At 75.7% G+C, this 17126-nt stretch carries 15 protein-coding genes and 1 pseudogene; 12 read left to right on the top strand and 4 right to left on the bottom strand.

What is annotated here, in order from left to right:
- Positions 1 to 7: 7 nt before the first annotated feature.
- A complete protein-coding gene (locus DMH08_RS01655) occupies positions 8 to 1468 on the bottom strand; it encodes a SulP family inorganic anion transporter (protein WP_125611184.1) in 1461 nt (486 codons plus the stop codon).
- A gap of 434 nt (positions 1469 to 1902) precedes the next feature.
- A complete protein-coding gene (locus tag DMH08_RS01660; protein WP_026405050.1) occupies positions 1903 to 3492 on the bottom strand; it encodes a peptide chain release factor 3 in 1590 nt (529 codons plus the stop codon).
- 177 nt (positions 3493 to 3669) lie between these two features.
- On the opposite strand from DMH08_RS01660, the gene DMH08_RS01665 reads away from it, so the two are divergent.
- On the top strand, positions 3670 to 4062 hold the full coding sequence (locus tag DMH08_RS01665; RefSeq protein WP_026405049.1) for a MerR family transcriptional regulator: 393 nt from the start codon (positions 3670 to 3672) through the stop codon (positions 4060 to 4062).
- A 6-nt stretch (positions 4063 to 4068) separates the two neighbouring features.
- Here DMH08_RS01665 and DMH08_RS01670 read toward each other — a convergent pair whose 3' ends face one another.
- Positions 4069 to 4929 carry an SCO6745 family protein gene (locus DMH08_RS01670; RefSeq protein ID WP_199747562.1) on the bottom strand — a complete coding sequence of 287 codons (861 nt, stop codon included), beginning with the start codon at positions 4927 to 4929 and terminating at the stop codon, positions 4069 to 4071.
- Positions 4930 to 4985: 56 nt separating this feature from the next.
- On the opposite strand from DMH08_RS01670, the gene DMH08_RS01675 reads away from it, so the two are divergent.
- From DMH08_RS01675 to DMH08_RS01705, 8 genes and pseudogenes are all read left to right on the top strand, one after another.
- Positions 4986 to 6353, top strand: coding sequence for a CoA transferase (locus tag DMH08_RS01675; protein ID WP_125611188.1), 1368 nt, complete (start codon positions 4986 to 4988; stop codon positions 6351 to 6353).
- A 116-nt stretch (positions 6354 to 6469) separates the two neighbouring features.
- Positions 6470 to 6775, top strand: coding sequence for a hypothetical protein (locus DMH08_RS01680; RefSeq protein ID WP_064743744.1), 306 nt, complete (start codon positions 6470 to 6472; stop codon positions 6773 to 6775).
- 79 nt (positions 6776 to 6854) lie between these two features.
- Positions 6855 to 7073: pseudogene (locus DMH08_RS41370) on the top strand (AraC family transcriptional regulator); the annotation flags it as partial.
- Between the two features lie 271 nt (positions 7074 to 7344).
- Positions 7345 to 7653, top strand: coding sequence for a helix-turn-helix transcriptional regulator (locus tag DMH08_RS41375; RefSeq protein ID WP_233617348.1), 309 nt, complete (start codon positions 7345 to 7347; stop codon positions 7651 to 7653).
- A 111-nt stretch (positions 7654 to 7764) separates the two neighbouring features.
- Positions 7765 to 8640: an ABC transporter ATP-binding protein gene (locus DMH08_RS01690; protein WP_199747563.1), complete on the top strand. Its 876-nt coding sequence runs from the start codon at positions 7765 to 7767 to the stop codon at positions 8638 to 8640.
- On the top strand, positions 8637 to 9689 hold the full coding sequence (locus DMH08_RS01695; RefSeq protein WP_125611192.1) for an iron-siderophore ABC transporter substrate-binding protein: 1053 nt from the start codon (positions 8637 to 8639) through the stop codon (positions 9687 to 9689). The genes DMH08_RS01690 and DMH08_RS01695 overlap by 4 nt, the downstream gene beginning before the upstream one ends.
- Complete coding sequence (locus tag DMH08_RS01700) at positions 9686 to 11788, top strand: iron ABC transporter permease (RefSeq protein ID WP_125611194.1); 2103 nt, start codon at positions 9686 to 9688, stop codon at positions 11786 to 11788. Before DMH08_RS01695 ends, DMH08_RS01700 begins: the two co-directional genes overlap by 4 nt.
- A 28-nt stretch (positions 11789 to 11816) precedes the next feature.
- Positions 11817 to 12854, top strand: coding sequence for a peptidase C39 family protein (locus tag DMH08_RS01705; RefSeq protein WP_125611196.1), 1038 nt, complete (start codon positions 11817 to 11819; stop codon positions 12852 to 12854).
- A 31-nt stretch (positions 12855 to 12885) separates the two neighbouring features.
- On the opposite strand, the gene DMH08_RS01710 is transcribed toward DMH08_RS01705, so the two are convergent.
- Positions 12886 to 13311, bottom strand: a complete 426-nt coding sequence (locus tag DMH08_RS01710; RefSeq protein WP_199747568.1) for a VOC family protein — start codon at positions 13309 to 13311, stop codon at positions 12886 to 12888.
- 135 nt (positions 13312 to 13446) lie between these two features.
- Between DMH08_RS01710 and DMH08_RS01720 the strand changes: the two genes are divergently transcribed.
- The 3 genes from DMH08_RS01720 to DMH08_RS01730 all read left to right on the top strand — a co-directional run.
- Complete coding sequence (locus DMH08_RS01720; protein ID WP_125611198.1) at positions 13447 to 13665, top strand: hypothetical protein; 219 nt, start codon at positions 13447 to 13449, stop codon at positions 13663 to 13665.
- A gap of 286 nt (positions 13666 to 13951) precedes the next feature.
- Entirely contained in the window at positions 13952 to 16189 is a 2238-nt protein-coding gene (locus tag DMH08_RS01725) for an MMPL family transporter (RefSeq protein WP_125611200.1), read from the top strand.
- A partial coding sequence (locus DMH08_RS01730; protein WP_233617349.1) for a streptophobe family protein occupies positions 16186 to 17126 on the top strand: 941 nt, incomplete at its 3' end. The genes DMH08_RS01725 and DMH08_RS01730, both read left to right, overlap by 4 nt.

Here is a 17126-nt window from a genome sequence, read left to right on the forward strand (position 1 = left end):
GCGGGCCTCAGTGGCTCCCGGCGAGTTCGCCGGACAGCGTGCCGTGCATCTCGGCGCTCGGCTCGTTCAGGCCGACGATCTCGACGGTCTTCCCGCGCTGCCCGTACTTGGCGGTGACGGCGTCGAGGGCCGCGACGGTCGAGGCGTCCCAGATGTGCGCGTCGGTGAGGTCGATGGTGACGTGCCCGGGGTCGCCCGCGTAGTCGAACCGGTGGACGAGGTCGTTGCTGGAGGCGAAGAACAGCTCGCCGGTGACCGCGTACACGACCCGCTCGCCGTCGGGGTCGGTGACGGACGAGAAGTCGACCAGGCGCGCCACCCGGCGGGCGAAGACCACCATCGCGGTGACCGTGCCGACGACGACGCCGATCGCCAGGTTGTGGGTGGCGACGACGACCGCGACGGTGACCGCCATGACGAGGGTCTCACCGAGCGGCATCCGCCTGAGCGTGGCGGGCCGGACCGAGTGCCAGTCGAACGTGCCGACCGACACCAGCACCATGACGGCGACGAGCGCGGCCATCGGGATGTCGGACACGACCGGCCCGAACACGATGCACAGCACCATCAGGAACGCCCCCGCCAGGAAGGTCGAGAGCCGGGTGCGGGCCCCGTTCTTCACGTTGATCATCGTCTGGCCGATCATCGCGCAGCCGCCCATGCCGCCGAAGAACCCGGTGACGATGTTGGCGACGCCCTGCCCGATCGACTCCCGCGTCTTGTTCGAGCGGGTGTCGGTGATGTCGTCCACGAGCTTGGCGGTCATCAGCGACTCCATCAGCCCGACGAACGCGAACGCGAGCGCGTAGGGGGCGATGAGCGCGAGGGTGTCGAACGTGAACGGGACGTCCGGGAGGCCGAGGGCCGGCAGCGACGACGGCAGCTCGCCCTTGTCGCCGACGGTCGGGACGGCGATCCCGGCGGCGACCGTGATCACCGTCAGGATGACGATCGACACCAGCGGCGCGGGGATTGCCTTGGTGACGCGGGGGAACAGCACCATCAGCGCGAGCCCCCCGGCGGCCAGCGGGTAGACGGGCCACGGGACGTCCCGCAGCTCGGGGACCTGCGCGAGGAAGATCAGGATGGCGAGCGCGTTGACGAACCCGACCATCACCGACCGGGGGACGAACCGCATCAGCCGCGCCACGCCGAGCGCGCCGAGGACGATCTGGAAGATCCCGCCGAGGATGACCGCGGCGACCAGGTACCCGAGACCGTGGTTGATCGACAGCGGCGCCACGACGAGGGCGATCGCGCCGGTCGCGGCGGAGATCATCGCGGGCCGGCCGCCGACGACCGCGATGGTGACGGCCATGGTGAACGACGCGAACAGCCCGATCCGGGGATCGACCCCGGCGATGATCGAGAACGAGATCGCCTCGGGGATCAGCGCCAGCGCCACCACCAGCCCCGACAGCACCTCGGTGCGGACCAGCGCCGCGGTGATCGGCCGGCTCGGTTTCATGCGGCTCGCCAGGACGGCAGGCAGGGACAAGGCACTCCAGACACGGGATCGCGCGCGCACCCCGCACGGGCGCGCGGCGGAAAGGGGAACGGATGAGCGGACCGGACGGCCCCGGCCTCGTCGCCGGGAGCGGCACCGGAAGATCGTCCGCCGGGCGCGCGGAACCGCCCCGCGCGCATCCCTACTCTAACGTGACAGAAGAGTCGTTCGACCGCCGGGCGCGACCATGATCACAGCGCCTAGGCTCGGTGGCGCACCCCCCGGCCCGTCCCCGACCGGTCCGAGACACCGACAGGAGCACCAGGTGACAGCGCGCCTCGGCTCGCCGAACGAGCGTGACGGCCTCGACACCGCCCGCGGGCACGGGCCGGAACCGGTGGCCGGGGAGGGCGGGCGGCTGCGGCTGACGAGCCCGGACGGCCTGGCCGTCCAGGTCAGTCCGGCAGGCCCGCGGCGAGCATCGGGATCAGGGTGAGGTCCGGCTTGTCGCGCTCGATGGCGCGAATGCGCCACTTGTCGGGGAACACGGCGACGAGCGCGCCGTCCAGGTCGCGGGTGAACACCTCCACGCCGCGCTGGGCCGCCAGGGCGGGCGCCGACTCCTTGTCGGTGAGGCGCGCGGTGGTGTAGTCGAGGCGCGTCAGGTTGACGGGGGCGCCGAACTCGTCGGCCATGCGGGCGGTGACGACCTCGAACTGCAGCGGCCCGACCGCCGCCAGCACCGGCGCGCCGTCCCCGCGCAGGTCGCTGCGCAGGACCTGCACGACGCCCTCGTTGTCGAGCTGGTCGATGCCGCGGCGGAACTGCTTGGCGCGGCCGTTGTCGTCGACGCGCGCGACCATGAAGTGCTCGGGCGCGAACGCCGGGATCGGCGGGAACACCACCGGCCCCTTGGCGTAGAGGGTGTCGCCGACCTTGACGCCCGCGGCGTTCGGCAGCCCGATCACGTCGCCGGGGTAGGCGGCGTCGACGGTGGAGCGGTCGCGGCCGAACACGGTCTGCGCGTGCTTGGTGGTCAGCGGGCGCCCGGTGGCGGCGTGCGTGAGCGTCATGCCGCGCTCGAACCGGCCCGAGCACACCCGGACGAACGCGAGCCGGTCGCGGTGCGCGCGGTCCATGCCCGCCTGCACCTTGAACACCTGCCCCGCGAACGGCGCCTCGACCGGACGGTCGACGCCCCGTTCGTCCGCCCGCGGGCCCGGCGCGGGCGCGAGCCGGCGCACGGTGTCCAGCAGGGCCTCGACGCCGAAGTTGGGCAGCGCGGCGCCGAACAGCACGGGCGTGCACGTCCCGGCGGCGAACGCGTCCATGTCGAGGGTCGCGCCGATCTCGTCGAGCAGCGCGAGCTCCTCGGCCGCGGTCGTCCAGGCGTCGCCCTCCTCCGCGGCGGCCCGGTCGGCGGGGACGGGCTCGGCGACCGCGCGGGTCGCGCCGCCGGGCGTCCGCCGGAACCGCACGTAGGACCCGGCGTCCCGGTCGATGAGCCCGCGGAAGTCGCCCGCGACCCCGACGGGCCAGTTCAGCGGCGCCGGCCGCAGCCCGATCCGCTGCTCGACCTCGTCGAGCAGCTCCAGGGGCTCGCGGCCCGGACGGTCCCACTTGTTCACGAACGTGATCACCGGGATCTTCCGGTGGCGGCAGACGTCGAACAGCTTCAGCGTCTGCGCCTCCAGGCCCTTCGCCGAGTCCAGCAGCATGATCGCGCCGTCGACCGCGGCCAGCACCCGGTAGGTGTCCTCGGAGAAGTCCGCGTGCCCCGGGGTGTCCAGCAGGTTCAGCAGCGCCCCGCCGTACTCGAACCGCAGCACCGACGAGGTGATCGAGATGCCCCGCGAGCGCTCCATGTCCATCCAGTCGGAGGTCACGCCCCGCCGTCCGGCCTTGCCGTGCACCGCCCCCGCCCGCTCGATCGCCGCCGCGTGCAGCGCGAGCGCCTCGGTGAGCGTCGACTTGCCCGCGTCCGGGTGGCTGATCACCGCGAACGTCCGGCGCCGCGCCGCCTCCGCGCGGACCTCGCCGCTCACCGCGGCCCCCCGTGGAGCACCATCGTCCCTCCGTCCGATCGAACGCTACCCTTACGTTAGGGCACATTCCGCGCGCTTCCGCCGGACCGGAGTACCCGGCGGATGATGGCAAGCTGGACGCACGTCATGGATCACCCGTCCCCGGTGTGACCGTCCGGTGACGCGAGGAGGAACCCGATGGACGGCAGGCACATGCAGATCGGCGAGGTCGCCGACCGGACCGGCCTGAGCCTGCGCACCATCCGCCACTACGAGGACGTCGGCCTCGCCCTCCCCACCGCGCGCTCGCAGGGCGGCTTCCGCCTCTACACCGACGACGACGTCGCCCGCCTCCTCGTCATCAAGCGGATGAAGCCCCTCGACTTCACCCTGGAGGAGATGCGCGACCTCCTCGCCATCCTCGACGAGCTCCAGTCCGCCGGCGACGCCGCCCGCGCCGACCTCGCCAAGCGCCTCGCCGTCTACCGCGCGCTCGTCGAGGAACGCTGCGCGAAGATCCGCACCCGCCTGGCCGACGCCGAGCAGTTCTCCGCCGAACTGTCCGCCGAGCTGCGCAGGCACCGGCCGTAGCGGCGGTCACGGCCGGGCGACCCCGATCGGGTTCGGCACCGGCACCGCCGCGCGGTCGATGAGCGTGCGGCTCAGCGCGGTGAGCGTCCGGACCGTCCACGCCGGGTCGTCCAGGGCGCGCAGGCCCGCGCCGGACAGCCGGTCGGTGGCCTCCTCGATCCGGGCGCGCAGCGCGGCGCCGTCCGCGGTGAGCCGCTCGGCGGACTCCAGCACGCCCCGCTCCACCAGGGCGCGTTCCGCCGCGGCCCACTCGCCGTCCGTCCAGCCGCGGTTGCCCTGGATCGCCGCACGCGACACCCGTCCGGTGGCGACGTGGGTGATCGATGCCTGCAGGCCGGTGAGCCCGTGCGCGGTCGCCGCCGCCACGTGCCCGTCCCCGCGGTGCTCGCGCAGGACGGTCGCGGCGAGCCACAGCCGGGCCAGTGGTGACCGGGGCCGCTCGACGGACGCCCACGCCCCGGCCAGCGCCCGCCCGTCGAACGGCAGCGCGTCGACGGCCCGGTCGAGCCCGTCCGCGACCCGCCGCAGATCGGCGAGCGACCCCTCCGGGGCCAGCTCCGCGAGGACCGCCTCGGCGGCCTCCAGCCGCGCCCCGACGGCCGCCTCCGGCTCGATGCGCGTCCAGATCTTGGGGATCGCCTTGGCGACCATGGGGAGCGAGAAGCCGAAGAACAGCGCCGCGACCGCCTCCGGCGGCGTCCGCCCCAGCGGCGCGGCCCGTCCCGCGAAGTAGCCGTTCCAAAACCCGGTCAGCCCGGTCCCGGCCATGGCCGAGGCGAACCGCGGATGGAAGTAGCAGACGGCGTGAACCGGTTCGTACGCGCGCCAGAACCGTCGCTCGGCGCTGCCTGCGGTGTCTTCGTGCACCCCCTCAATCTGGCGCATCCCGCCGGAGGGCGACAATGCCTGATGAGGGGTGAGACATGGCCATCAGCGCGATCGGCAGGCGCGCCTGGCGCGACCTGGACGGCGACCCTTCGGCGCTCGACCTGATCGAGGCCCCCGAACCGGCGGTGGTCCTGCCCTCGGCGCTGGACGTCGCCGCGCTCGTCACCGACGGTGTGGCGCTGACGGCGCTGGCCGTCCACCTCGCGTCCGCCGGACGGACCGGCCGTCCTCCCGCGCCCGTGCACCTGCGTGGCGACCGCATCACCACCTCGGTCAGCAGCGAACGCCACTTCCGTCTCAACGCGGACGAACCGGACGTGTGGGCGCCGCTGTCGGGCTTCTGGCGCACCGCGGACGGCTGGGTGCGCACCCACGCGAACTACCCCCATCACGAGCACCGCCTCCGCCGCCTCGTGGGCATCGGGCCCGACGCGTCACCAGAAACGTTCGCGCGGGCGCTGACCAGGTGGAACGCCCTCGACCTCGAAGAACGCGCGGCCACCGCGGGAGCCGTCGTCGCGGCCGTCCGCGACGAGGCCGCCTGGCGCCGTCACCCCCGAGCCCGGGCCGACGCCCCGCTGATCCCCGCGACGTGGACGGACGGCGCCGCGCCGCGGGCCTGGTCGGGCACCGGCCGTCCCCTCGCCGGCGTCCGGGTCTTGGACCTGACGCGGGTGATCGCCGGACCGGTGGCCACGCGCGACCTCGCCTTCGCCGGCGCGGACGTCCTGCGGATCGACTCCCCGCGGCACCCGGAGATCGGCTGGCAGCACCTCGACACCGGGCAGGGCAAACGCTCGGCGACGCTCGACCTGGACGTCCCGGAAGACCGGGCGCTGCTCGACGGCCTCCTCCGGCGGGCCGACGCGGTCGTCACCGGGTACCGGCCCGGATCGCTGGACCGCCGCGGCCTGTCCCCGGCCGAGCTGACCGGACGCTTCCCCGGCCTGGTCGTCGGGACGGTCAGCGCGTGGGGCACCGCCGGACCGTGGGCGGGCCGGCGCGGCTTCGACAGCATCGTGCAGGCCGCCACCGGCATCGCCCTCCTCGAAGGACCGGGCGGCGGGACGCCCGCGTCGCTGCCCGCCCAGGTCCTCGACCACACCGCGGGCCACCTGCTCGCCGCCGCCGTGGTCCGCTGCCTGGGCGACCAGCGGCGGCGCGGGGGCTCGTGGCACGTCTCGATCGCCCTGGCGCGCGTGGCCGCCGAACTTCTCGCCGCCCCGCGTCCCGATCGGGCCGCCGCCGGCGGGCCCGCGCCCGCGACCGTCCAGACGTACCGCACCCCGGCGGGCGCGCTGACCTGCGCGGCCCCCGTTCTGACCTATGCGGGCGCTCCGGCCCGCTACCCGGATGCGGGACGCCCGTGGGGAGCGGACCGTCCGGGGTGGCTTGGCGGGTAGGGCGGGTTCCATGCCGTATCGGTTATCGATGCAGGTATTGGACGCGCGGCGGTCCCTGCGGGGAGGCTCGGTGACGCAGGCGGGCAGCGGGCCCGCCGGGACTTCGGGAGGGTGTCATGCCTGTTTTCGTGCTCACGTACCAGGTGTCCGACGAGGGGGTCGCCGAGGTCGCCGAGGCGGTCGGGAAGGCGTTCGCCGCCGTGAACGCGCAGCGGCCGGAGGGCGTCCGGTACGCCTACCTCCGCCGCGCCGGCAGCAGCGAGTTCGTCGCGCTGCTGGAGCTCGCCGAAGGGGTGGAGAACCCCCTGCCCGGCATCGCCGAAGCGCGCGAGCTGCAGGCGGCCGTGACCAAGTGGGCCGCGGGGCCCGCGCCGGCGCCCCGGCCGTTCGAGGTGCTCGGCGATTACGGGATGTTCGGCTGAACGAGGGGCGGGCGGCGGCCGCGGGGGCGGTGCTGCCTGCGACAATAGAGATATGTCCGGTGTGGGCGCGGAACTGGGGATGGGGCGGCGCGAGGCGGGCACGCGGGTGCGGCGGGCCGCGCCGCTGCCGAAGGGGGCCGCGGCGCCCTTCGTGATCGTCACGGAGTCGCAGGTGCCGGGCGCGCCCACCGAGTGGCGGCCGCACGCGCATCCCGCGCACGAACTGGTGTGGGTGCGCCGCGGGGCGGTGACCGCTCGGGTCGGCGACCGCGTCTTCACCGTGTCCGAAGGCTGCGGCCTGTGGATGCCCGCGGGGGAGGTGCACGCCGGCCGGCTGACGGCGAAGGCCGAACTGCGCACCGCCTTCTTCGCCCCCGACCGGACGCCGGTGGCCTTCGCGGGGCCCACGGCCGTCGCGGTGACGCCGCTGCTGGAGTCGCTGCTGGCGCACCTGGCCCGCCCGGACATCGACGCCGGGGCGCGGGCGCGGGCGGAGGCGGTCGTGTTCGACGTGCTGGAGCCGGCGCGGCGGCCGCTCGCGCTGGGCATGCCCGGCGACGCGCGCGGACGTGGTCGCCGAGGCCCTGCTGCGGGATCCCGCCGACGACCGCTCGCTGGAGGAGTGGGCCCGCGACCTGGACGTCAGCCCCCGGACGATCAGCCGCGCCTTCCGCGCCGCCACCGGGCTGTCGTTCGCGCAGTGGCGGCGGTCGCTGCGCATCCACCGGGCGCTCGCGCTGCTCGGCGAGGGCTGCGAGGTGCAGGACGTCGCCGAGCGCCTCGGCTACGCGCAGACCAGCACGTTCATCGACGCGTTCCGCCGCGTCATGGGAACCACTCCGGGGGCGTACGTCGGCGCGTCCCGGGACCTTCGCTGACCGAAATTCCGTATCCGTTGTCCGAAAGTCCGGATTGTGGCGGTCGCGGGGCCGAATCTATCCTGAGTGAGTGAAGGCTAACCTAACTTCCCTCCCGGGCTGCGGGGCGCCGTGACGCGGCGGCACACCCTGCGCGGGGACGGACTGGTCCTGCGCTACGGCAGGTCCACGGTCGTCCACGGCGCCTCGCTGACGCTGGAGGCCGGGCGCGTGACCGCCCTGGTGGGCCCGAACGGCAGCGGCAAGTCGACCCTCCTGCGCTCGCTCGCCCGGCTGCACCGCATCGACGGCGGCCGCGCGGTGCTGGACGGCGGCGACGGCCGCCCGGAACGCCCGATCTCCCTGCTCGGCGCGCGCCGCTTCGCGCGCGAGGTCACGCTGTTCGCGCAGTCCAGGCCCACCCCGGACGGCCTGGCGGTCGGCGACGTCGTGGCGTTCGGCCGCCACCCGTACCGGCGCGGCTTCGGCGGGCTCTCCGCCGAGGACCGGCGCGCGATCGAGCACGCGATGAGCGCCACCGGGGTGCGGGACATGGCCGACCGGGCGGCGGGGGAGCTCTCCGGCGGAGAGATGCAGCGCGTCTGGCTCGCCGCCTGCCTCGCCCAGGACACCGGGGTGGTCCTGCTCGACGAGCCCACCAACCACCTGGACCTCCGCTACCAGGTCGAGACCCTCGACCTGATCCGCGACCTCGCCGAGAACCACGGGGTCGCCGTCGGCGTCGTCCTGCACGACCTCGACCACGCGGCGCGCGTCGCGGACACCCTGCTGCTGATGAGCGCCGGCCGCGTCCACGCCGCGGGCCGCCCGGCCGACGTCCTCACCACCGGCAACCTCAGCGACGTCTACGGCATCCGGGTCGAGGTCACCGAGGACCCCCGGACCGGACGGCTCCGCATCGACCCCGTCGGCCGGCACGCCTCCCGCGCCAGGCCCGCCCCGGACCGTCCCGACACGGAAGAACAGAGAAGAGAGAACCGCGCATGACCAGTCTTCGCCGTCTCGCGACCGCAGCCTGCGTCGCCGCCGCCCTCGCCACGGCGGGATGCGGCACGACCAGCGTCGAGGAGGCCGGGTCCGGCGTCGCCGCGCCGAAGTCGCAGAGCTGCGCCGACGACACCACGGCCACGGCGTCGGGCCCGGTGGCGCTGACCGACGGCGTCGGCCGGGAGGTGCGGCTCGACAAGCCCGCCGAGCGCATCGCGGTGCTGGAGTGGCAGCAGGTCGAGGACGCCCTCACCCTGTGCGTCACCCCCGCGGCCGTGGCGGACCCGGACGGCTACGGCACGTGGGTCAGCGCCGAGAAGCTGCCCGAGGGCGTCGCCGACATCGGCAGCCGCGAGGAGCCCGACCTCGACGCCCTCTACGCGGCGAACCCCGACCTCATCGTCGTCGAGGCGTTCAGCGCCGACGAGGAGATCATCGAGCGGCTGGAGAAGCGGGACGTGCCCGTCCTCGTCACCCTCGGGGCCGACCCGAAGGACCCCATCGGCAACATGCGGCGCGTCTTCCAGATGATCGGCCAGGCGACCGGGCGCACCGAGCGCGCCGACCAGGTGATCAAGGAGTTCGACGCCCACCTCGCGGAGGCCAAGAAGAAGGTGTCCGCGGTCGACCTGCCGACGAAGGACTTCCTGTACTTCGACGGCTGGCTCCAGGGCGGCAACCTCACCATCCGGCCCTACGGCGAGGGCGCGCTGTTCACCTCCCTCGGCGCGGAGCTCGGCATGACCCCCGTCTGGACGGACGAGATCAACGAGGCGTACGGCGACGGCGGCGTCAACGCCTCCTACGGGCTCGCGCAGACCGACGTCGAGGGACTGACCGCCGTCGGCGAGGCCAACCTCTTCTACGCCAACGACGAGGGCGTCGGGGGCTACGTGAAGGAACTGGAGAAGAACCCGATCTGGAAGTCCCTCCCGGCCGTCGAGGAAGGGCGGGCGCACGCCTTCCCGCCGCGGATCTGGGGAGCGGGCGGCCCGCGCTCGACCGCGCAGGCCGTCGACGCCTTCGTCGGCGCCGTCGCCGGGGAATGAGTGGAGCACTCCCGGCGCCGTCCCGGCGCGCGCCGCTGCCGCGCATCGGCGCGCGCGGCGGCGCCGCCGGGGCGTCCGCCCTCGCGGTCCTGCTCGCCGCGGTCGTCGCGGTGGGCCTGTGGCACCTCGGCCAGGGCACCTCCGGCGTGGGCTGGGGCGACCTGGCCCGCTACGCGCTCGGCGCCCGCGAGGACGTCGACGGCGTGCCGGTCGGCGACGTGCTGACCGGGTCCCGGCTGCCGCGGCTGCTCGCGGGCGCCGCCGTCGGCTTCGCCCTCGGCGTCGCCGGGGCGCTGCTGCAGTCGGTCACCCGCAACGCGCTCACCTCCCCCGACACCCTCGCGGTCACGGCGGGCGCCCACTTCGCGCTGACCTTCGTCGCCGCGTTCGGACTCGCCGTCCCGCTGTGGGCGTCCGGGCTGGCCGCCTTCGCCGGCGGGCTCCTCGCCGCCGCGCTCGTCCTCGGCATGGCGGGCAGCGCGGGCGGGACGGCCACGACGCGGCTCGTCCTGGCCGGCTCGGCGACGGCGCTGGCCCTGGACGCCGGGACCGCGATGCTGCTGATCCTGTTCAAGGAGAACACCAGCGGCCTGTTCGCCTGGGGCAGCGGCTCCCTCGCCCAGCTCGACATCGACGCGTCGCTGCGCGCGATGCCGCTCATCGCCGCCGTCCTCGCCGCGGCCCTGCTGCTGAGCCGCCGCCTGGACGTCCTGGGGCTGGGCGACGACACCGCCGCGTCGCTCGGCGTGCCCGTGCGCTCCACCCGGACCGTCGCGGTGCTGCTCGCGGTGCTCCTCACCGGGGCGGCGGTGACGCTCGCCGGCCCGATCGCCTTCATCGGCCTGGGCGCCCCCGTGCTGGCGCGCCTGCTCTCCGCGCGGATCCCGGCGCTGCGGCGGCACCTCCTCCTGGTGACCGCCGCCGGGCTCCTCGGCGCGCTCCTCGTCCTGTTCGCCGACGCCGCGCTGCGCGCCCTGCTCGGCGCGGAGGGCGCCGCGTCGATCCCCACCGGGGTGCCGACGGCCCTGCTCGGCGGCGTCCTCATCGTCGTCCTCGCCCTGCGCCTGCGCGACGCGGGCCCGGTCCGCCGGCCGCCGGGCGCGCGGACCGGGCCCCGCACCCGGCGGCGCTTCGTCGCCGTCCTGCTCGCGGCGGCGGTCCTGCTCGCCGCGGCGGCCCTCGCCGGCCTGCTCGCCGGCAGCCTCTGGCTGCGCACGGGCGACCTCGCCCTGTGGCTCCGGGGAGCCGCCCCCGACCTGGTCGGCCGCGCCCTCGACGAGCGCGCCCCCCGCGTGGCCGCCGCCGTGCTCGCCGGCGCCGCGCTGGCCCTCGCCGGAAGCATCGTCCAGAGCACCGTGCGCAACCCGCTCGCCGAACCCGGGCTGCTGGGCATCACCGCCGGCGCCGGGCTGGGCGCGGTGATCGTGGTGACCGGGAACCCGGCCGGCGGGCTCGCGTCCCTCATCACCATGGCGGTCCTGTCGGGCCTGGCCACGTTCGCGCTGATCTCCGCGCTCGCCTGGAAGGGCGGGCTGCGCCCGGACCGGGTCGTCCTGATCGGCATCGGCACCGGATACAGCCTCACCGCCCTCACGACGTTCCTGCTCCTGCGCGCCGACCCGTGGCAGACCCCGCGCATCTTCACCTGGCTGTCCGGCACCACCTACGGGCGCACCTTCCCGGAGGTCGCGCCGGCGGCCGCGGCCCTCGCCGTCGCGGCGCCGCTGGCGATCGGCCTGGCCCGCCACCTCGACCTGCTCGCCGTCGACGAGGACACCCCCCGCATCCTCGGCATGCCGGTCGGGCGGACGCGGCTGGCGCTGTTCACGATCGCCGCCGTCCTCGCCGCCGTCGGCGTGGTCGCGATCGGCGTCGTCGGGTTCGTCGGCCTGGTGGCCCCCCACCTCGCCCGCGCGCTGGTCGGCGCCCGCCACCGGCGCAGCATCCCGGTAGCGATGCTGCTCGGCGGCCTGCTGGTCTGCGCCGCCGACACCCTCGGCCGCACGCTCATCGCCCCCGACCAGCTGCCGGCCGGACTCATGGTCGCCCTGATCGGCGCCCCCTACCTCATCTGGCTGCTGCGCCGCTCCCGCGCATGACCGCGCCCCGGACCCCCTGGAGCACCGAATGCCCTCCGACGAACCCGCACCCGCCGTCGTCCCGTTCGACCCGGACGTCCCGCCGCGGCGCGCGCCCGACCGCTGGCGCACGGTCGACCGGTCGGCCTACGCGCCGCGGCTCGTGACCGCGGGCGCCGGGGCCGCGCTGGTGACGGCGCGCCCGCGGGCGGCGTACCTCAAGATCGTCGACGCCGTGGGCGACGTGCGCGCCGCCGTCGGGGCGGTCGTCGCGCACGCCCGGGACCGCGGGCTCGCGCAGGTCAAGTGGGAGGGCTGGACGGCGGACCCCGCGGACGCCGCGGCCCTCGGCTTCGTCCCGATGCAGTCCCCGTCCAGGACGGAGCCCCGCACCGGCTACGTGCGCTGGCTGGCCGGCGGTCCCGGCGGCGCCGTCGCCGAGCCGCCGTACTACCGGCAGTCGACGAACTTCACGTGCGGCGCCGTCACCGCCCTGATCGCCCAGGCGCAGGCGGGCGCGGTGCCCCCGCCGTCCCTCGACCGTCCGGCGGAGCTCACGCTGTGGCGCGCCGCGACGAACTTCCCCGCCTGCGAGCCCGTCGGCCTGGGCGTCGCCGTCCGCCGCGCCTGGCCGACGTCCCCGGTCACGGTGTTCCTCGACACCGACCGCCCGGTCCTCCTCGACTCCTACAAGGGGGACGAACGGGAATGGCGCGCCGTCCTCCAGCGCGCGTCCCGGACGGACGCGGCCGACGCGGGAGTCCCGCTCGACCCGCGCCGCCTGTCCCTGCCCGGCGTCCGCGCCCTGCTCGCGGACGGCGCCCGCGTCCTCCTGCTGCTCTCCCTGGAGGCGATGCAGGGGTTCGCCGTCCCCCACTGGGTCCTCTGCCACGCCGCGGTGCCGGGCGCCCTCGTCCTCGAGGACCCGTGGACCAACGACGCCGCCGGAGACACCTGGCTCGACGCCCACCTCCTCCCCGTGCCCGACCCGGCCCTGGACGCGATGTCGGTGATGGAGGACGGCCGCTACCGCGCCGCCGTGGCCATCGGCCCCCCGGACCGGCCCGGGGAGCGGCACGCCCGGTGACGTCCGCACCCGCCCCGCGGCGCTCGCGCGGTCAGCCGAGCTGCTCGGCCAGGCCGACGACGATCCCCTCGGGGCCGCGGACGAAGCAGAGCCGGTAGGCGTTCTCGTACCGCGCCACCTCCCCGACGAGTTCGGCGCCGTGCCCGCTCAGGCGGGCGACGACGTCGTCGAGGTCGTCGACGGCGAACATGATGCGCCGGATGCCCAACGTGTTCGAGGGCGCGTCCGGCGGCACGCCGGCGACCGCCGCCGGGGCGTGGAACCGCGTCAGCTCGACCCGCCCGTGGCCGTCGGGCGTCCGCAGCATGACGATGTCGGCGCGGACGCCGTCCAGTCCGACCACTCGGTCGACCGTGCTTCCCTCGAGGGGCGCCTTGCCCTCCACCTCCATGCCGAGTTCGGCGAAGAACTCGGTCACCGCCTCGAGGTCGTCGACGACGATGAGGACGTTGTCCATCCGCAGGAGCGCCATGGTGGTCCCTTCCTTCCGCGCGGCCGCCGCGGCTGTTTCTTCCCCACTACGCCGCGTTCAGGCCGGTTCCGGGTCCGCGCGGCCGCCTGCGGCCTGCGCCCGCAGCAGACCTTCGACCCCGTGCAGGAAGGTCTCGGAGACCAGGTCCGGGTCGAAGAGGCAGCCGGCGGCCATGGCGCCGTCAGCGGTGCCGTCTCCGTGCTCGCCGGCGGCTCGTTCATCGCCGGCGCCTCCGCCGACGCTCCGACGCTGACCAACGCGATCGGCTACGCCGTTCCCGGCGGCGTCTTCTTCCTGATCTCGGCCCTCCGCCTCGGCCGCGCCGAGCAGCGGACCTGACGGCGGCGCGGACGGCCCGACCGCCTTTGCTGAAAGTTCTTTGTGGAGAACGGGCCTCCGCGCGGAAGGGCTCCCCGTATCCCGCATCGTCGCGGCCGTCCCGGCCCGCGCGTTCTCAGGGAACTCACAAAAACGCTCCGGAAACGGTAAGGACCGGGTGGCAGCCTCGGCATGCGAATCACGGCGCCGCCGCTCCCGCACGGGCGGCGCCCTCCGTGACCAGGCGCCTTGAGACCCCGGGCCGCCCCGTCACGTTCCGAAACGATGTGATCTGGAGCCAATCCCTGTGGCGACTCTGCTGTACAAGGCGGGCCTGTTCTGCTTCCGCAGGCGCTGGTCGGTGACGGCGCTGTGGGCGGGCCTGCTCGTCCTGGTCGGTGTGCTGGCCGCCTGGAGCCCCGCCGCGCCCGCGAACGACTTCTCGATGCCGGGCACCGAAGCCCAACGCGCCTACGACCTGCTCGATCGGGAGTTCCCCGAGCTGAAGGCCGACGGCGCCACCGCGCGAGTGGTCTTCCACGCCCGGCACGGCAAGGTGACCGACGCCGCCGTCCGCCGCGCCGTCGCGGACACCGTCGCCGACCTCGGTACCGGGCCGAAGGTCGCCCGGGTCACCGACCCGTACCGCACCGGGGCCGTCAGCGAGGACGGCACGACGGCCTACGCCACGGTCTCGTACGAGGCGACCGGCGGCGAGCTGCCCGCGGACGCGCGCGACGCGCTGATGGACGCCGTCCAGGACGCGCGGTCGGCCGGGCTGGCGGTCGAGGCCGGGGGCAGCGCCGTGGCGAAGTCCGGCGGCGGCCACTCCGCCGAAGCGCTGGGACTGCTGGTGGCCGCCGTCGTCCTGGTGATCACGTTCGGTGCGCTGGTCGCCGCGGGCCTGCCGGTGCTCACGGCGCTGCTCGGGGTCGGGCTCGGGATCGGCGCCATCAGGGCGCTGTCGGGCCCCCTCGGGCTGGGGGCGACGACGTCGGCGCTGGCGACGATGATCGGGCTCGCGGTCGGCATCGACTACGCGCTCTTCGTCGTCTCCCGCTACCGGGGCGAGTTGAGCGCCGGACGGGACCGGCGGGAGGCGGCCGGACGCGCGGTGGGCACCGCGGGCTCGGCCGTCGTGTTCGCCGGGCTGACCGTGGTGATCGCGCTGGCCGGACTGGGCCTGGTGGGCGTCCCCGTCCTCACCCAGATGGGCCTGGCCGCGGCCGGGACGGTGGCGCTCGCCGTGCTGATCGCCGTGACGCTCGTCCCGGCGCTGCTGGGCATCGCGGGCCGCCGGATCGGCCCGGCGCGGCCGCGCCGGGGGAGGCGCGGCCGGGACGCCGGGCCCGCCATGGGGGAGCGGTGGGCCCGGTTCGCGGTGCGCCGGCCGGTCGCCTGCCTGCTGGCGGGGACGGCCCTGCTCGGTCTGGCGGCCGTCCCGGCGGCGTCCCTCGAACTGGGCCTGCCCGGCGACGAGAGCAAGCCGGCCTCCACCACCCAGCGGCGCGCCTACGATCTCGTGGCCGAGGGGTTCGGGCCCGGCCACAACGGCTCGCTGACCGTGGTCGTCCGGCCGGACGGCGGCGGGGACGCCCGGAGCACCGCCGAGGCGCTGGCCGGGCGGATCGGCGGGATGCCGGACGTCGCGGCGGTCCGGCGGCCGGCGGTGAGCCCGTCCGGGGACGTCGCCGTCCTGACCGTGGTCCCGGCCGCGGCGCCGGACAGCCCGGCGACCACCGCGCTGGTGCACGCGCTGCGCGCCCCCGGACTGGAACGCGACGGGCACGCGCGGGTGATGGTCTCCGGGCCGACGGCGATGAACGTCGACGTCTCCGAGAAACTCGCCGACGCGCTGGTGCCCTACCTCACGCTGGTGGTGGGGCTGGCGTTCCTGCTGCTGGTCGTCGTGTTCCGGTCGCTGCTGGTGCCGCTCAAGGCCGCGCTGGGCTTCCTGCTCTCGATCACGGCCGCGCTGGGCGCCGTGGTCGCGGTCTTCCAGTGGGGGTGGCTGGGCGGCCTGCTCGGCGACGCCCCGCCGGGGCCGGTGATGTCGATCACGCCGATCTTCCTCGTCGGTGTCGTGTTCGGCCTGGCCATGGACTACGAGGTCTTCCTGGTGACCCGGATGCGCGAGGCGCGTGTGCACGGCGCCGCGCCGCGGGAGGCGGTCGTCGACGGGATGCGGCACGGTGCTCGGGTCGTCACCGCCGCGGCCGTGATCATGGTGTCGGTGTTCGGGGCGTTCCTCGGCTCGGACGAGGTGATGATCAGAACCGTCGGGTTCGGGCTGGCGGTCGCGGTGCTGCTGGACGCCTTCGTGGTGCGCATGACGCTCGTCCCCGCGGTCCTGGCGCTGCTCGGGGAGCGTGCGTGGCGGCTGCCCCGGTGGCTGGACCGCCTGGTCCCGGACCTCGACGTGGAGGGCGGACGGGCGGACCGTGCGGCGGACCGCCCGGAGCCCGCGACCGGCCACGGGGCGGAGCCCGGGTCCGGTTCCGCTCCCCTCCCGTCCCGCCGTGCGGACGAGGGAGCCCGGCGATGAGCGCCCGGCGGCCCGCACCGCCGCCCGCGTCCGGTGCCCCGCCGGCCCGCGCGCCGTGGCGGCAGGCCGCCGAGGGCGCCGCGGCCGCCGCCGGAGGGCTCGGCGCGATGGCCCTCACCGCGGCGGCGGCGCTCACGGCGGCGGGCGGCGCGGAGGTCGCGCCGCTCACCCGGCTGGTGCCCGCCCTGGTGAGCATGGCGGTCGGCGGCGGGGTGGACCTGACCGGCGAGGTCGGCGGCGGCGCGGGCGGCGCGGCGGGCGGGATGCTCGGGGGGATGAGTCCCGGCCTGACCGGCCGGATCGGTGCGGTGCCGCTGATGCTGACGTTCGTCGGAACGGTCGTGATGGCGGTCCTCTTCTTCCGGCCCCTGCGCCGCCGCGCCCGTCCGACCGGCCGGCAGTTCGCGGCCCGGGCCGCCGGGACGCTGACGGGCTGCGTCGTCGCCGTCGCGGTACTCGCGTCGTCGGCCCGCGGCACGGCGCGGCTGCCGGGGTCGCTGACCGAGCGGCTGGGCGGCGGCGCCGGCGGCGGCCTCGCGGCGCGGTTCGGCGGGCGGGGCGGGGGCGGCGCCCTGTCGGAGGCGGCCTTCCGCACCGACGTCGTGCCGGCCGCGTGCCTGGCGGCGGTCTGGGCGGCGGCCGTGATCGCGATCGGGTGCCTGGCGGCCCGCCGGACGAGGCTGCCGCGCGCGATCGAGGAGAGCCGGGTCCGCCTGCGCTGGCGGCCCCTGCTTTCGGCGTCGGCCGGCGTGCTCGCCGTCCTGTGCGGCCTCCTGCTGGCGGCGGGCCTGGTGGCGGCGGGCGCGGCCGCGGCGGGACGGGAGCAGGCGGGCGGCGCCGCGGCGGGGCTGCTGCTCGCGGGGGCCAACCTCCTGGGCGTGCTGCTCACCACCGGGGCCGGCGAGCCCTGGCGGGCCGGGGTCCGGCGGGAGCAGGG

The sequence above is a fragment of the Actinomadura sp. WAC 06369 genome (assembly GCF_003947565.1).
In the GTDB taxonomy this organism is placed as follows: Bacteria; Actinomycetota; Actinomycetes; order Streptosporangiales; family Streptosporangiaceae; genus Spirillospora; species Spirillospora rifamycini.

Excerpts from the sequence above, each read along its gene's own strand:
- DMH08_RS01680 (WP_064743744.1), top strand. The coding sequence starts at position 6,470 with ATGCCTGTTTTCGTGCTCACGTACCAGGTGTCCGACGAGGGGGTCGCC.
- DMH08_RS01665 (WP_026405049.1), top strand. The coding sequence starts at position 3,670 with ATGGACGGCAGGCACATGCAGATCGGCGAGGTCGCCGACCGGACCGGC.
- DMH08_RS01710 (WP_199747568.1), bottom strand. The coding sequence starts at position 13,311 with ATGGACAACGTCCTCATCGTCGTCGACGACCTCGAGGCGGTGACCGAG.
- DMH08_RS01705 (WP_125611196.1), top strand. The coding sequence starts at position 11,817 with ATGCCCTCCGACGAACCCGCACCCGCCGTCGTCCCGTTCGACCCGGAC.
- DMH08_RS01655 (WP_125611184.1), bottom strand. The coding sequence starts at position 1,468 with ATGAAACCGAGCCGGCCGATCACCGCGGCGCTGGTCCGCACCGAGGTG.
- DMH08_RS01700 (WP_125611194.1), top strand. The coding sequence starts at position 9,686 with ATGAGTGGAGCACTCCCGGCGCCGTCCCGGCGCGCGCCGCTGCCGCGC.
- DMH08_RS01695 (WP_125611192.1), top strand. The coding sequence starts at position 8,637 with ATGACCAGTCTTCGCCGTCTCGCGACCGCAGCCTGCGTCGCCGCCGCC.
- DMH08_RS01675 (WP_125611188.1), top strand. The coding sequence starts at position 4,986 with ATGGCCATCAGCGCGATCGGCAGGCGCGCCTGGCGCGACCTGGACGGC.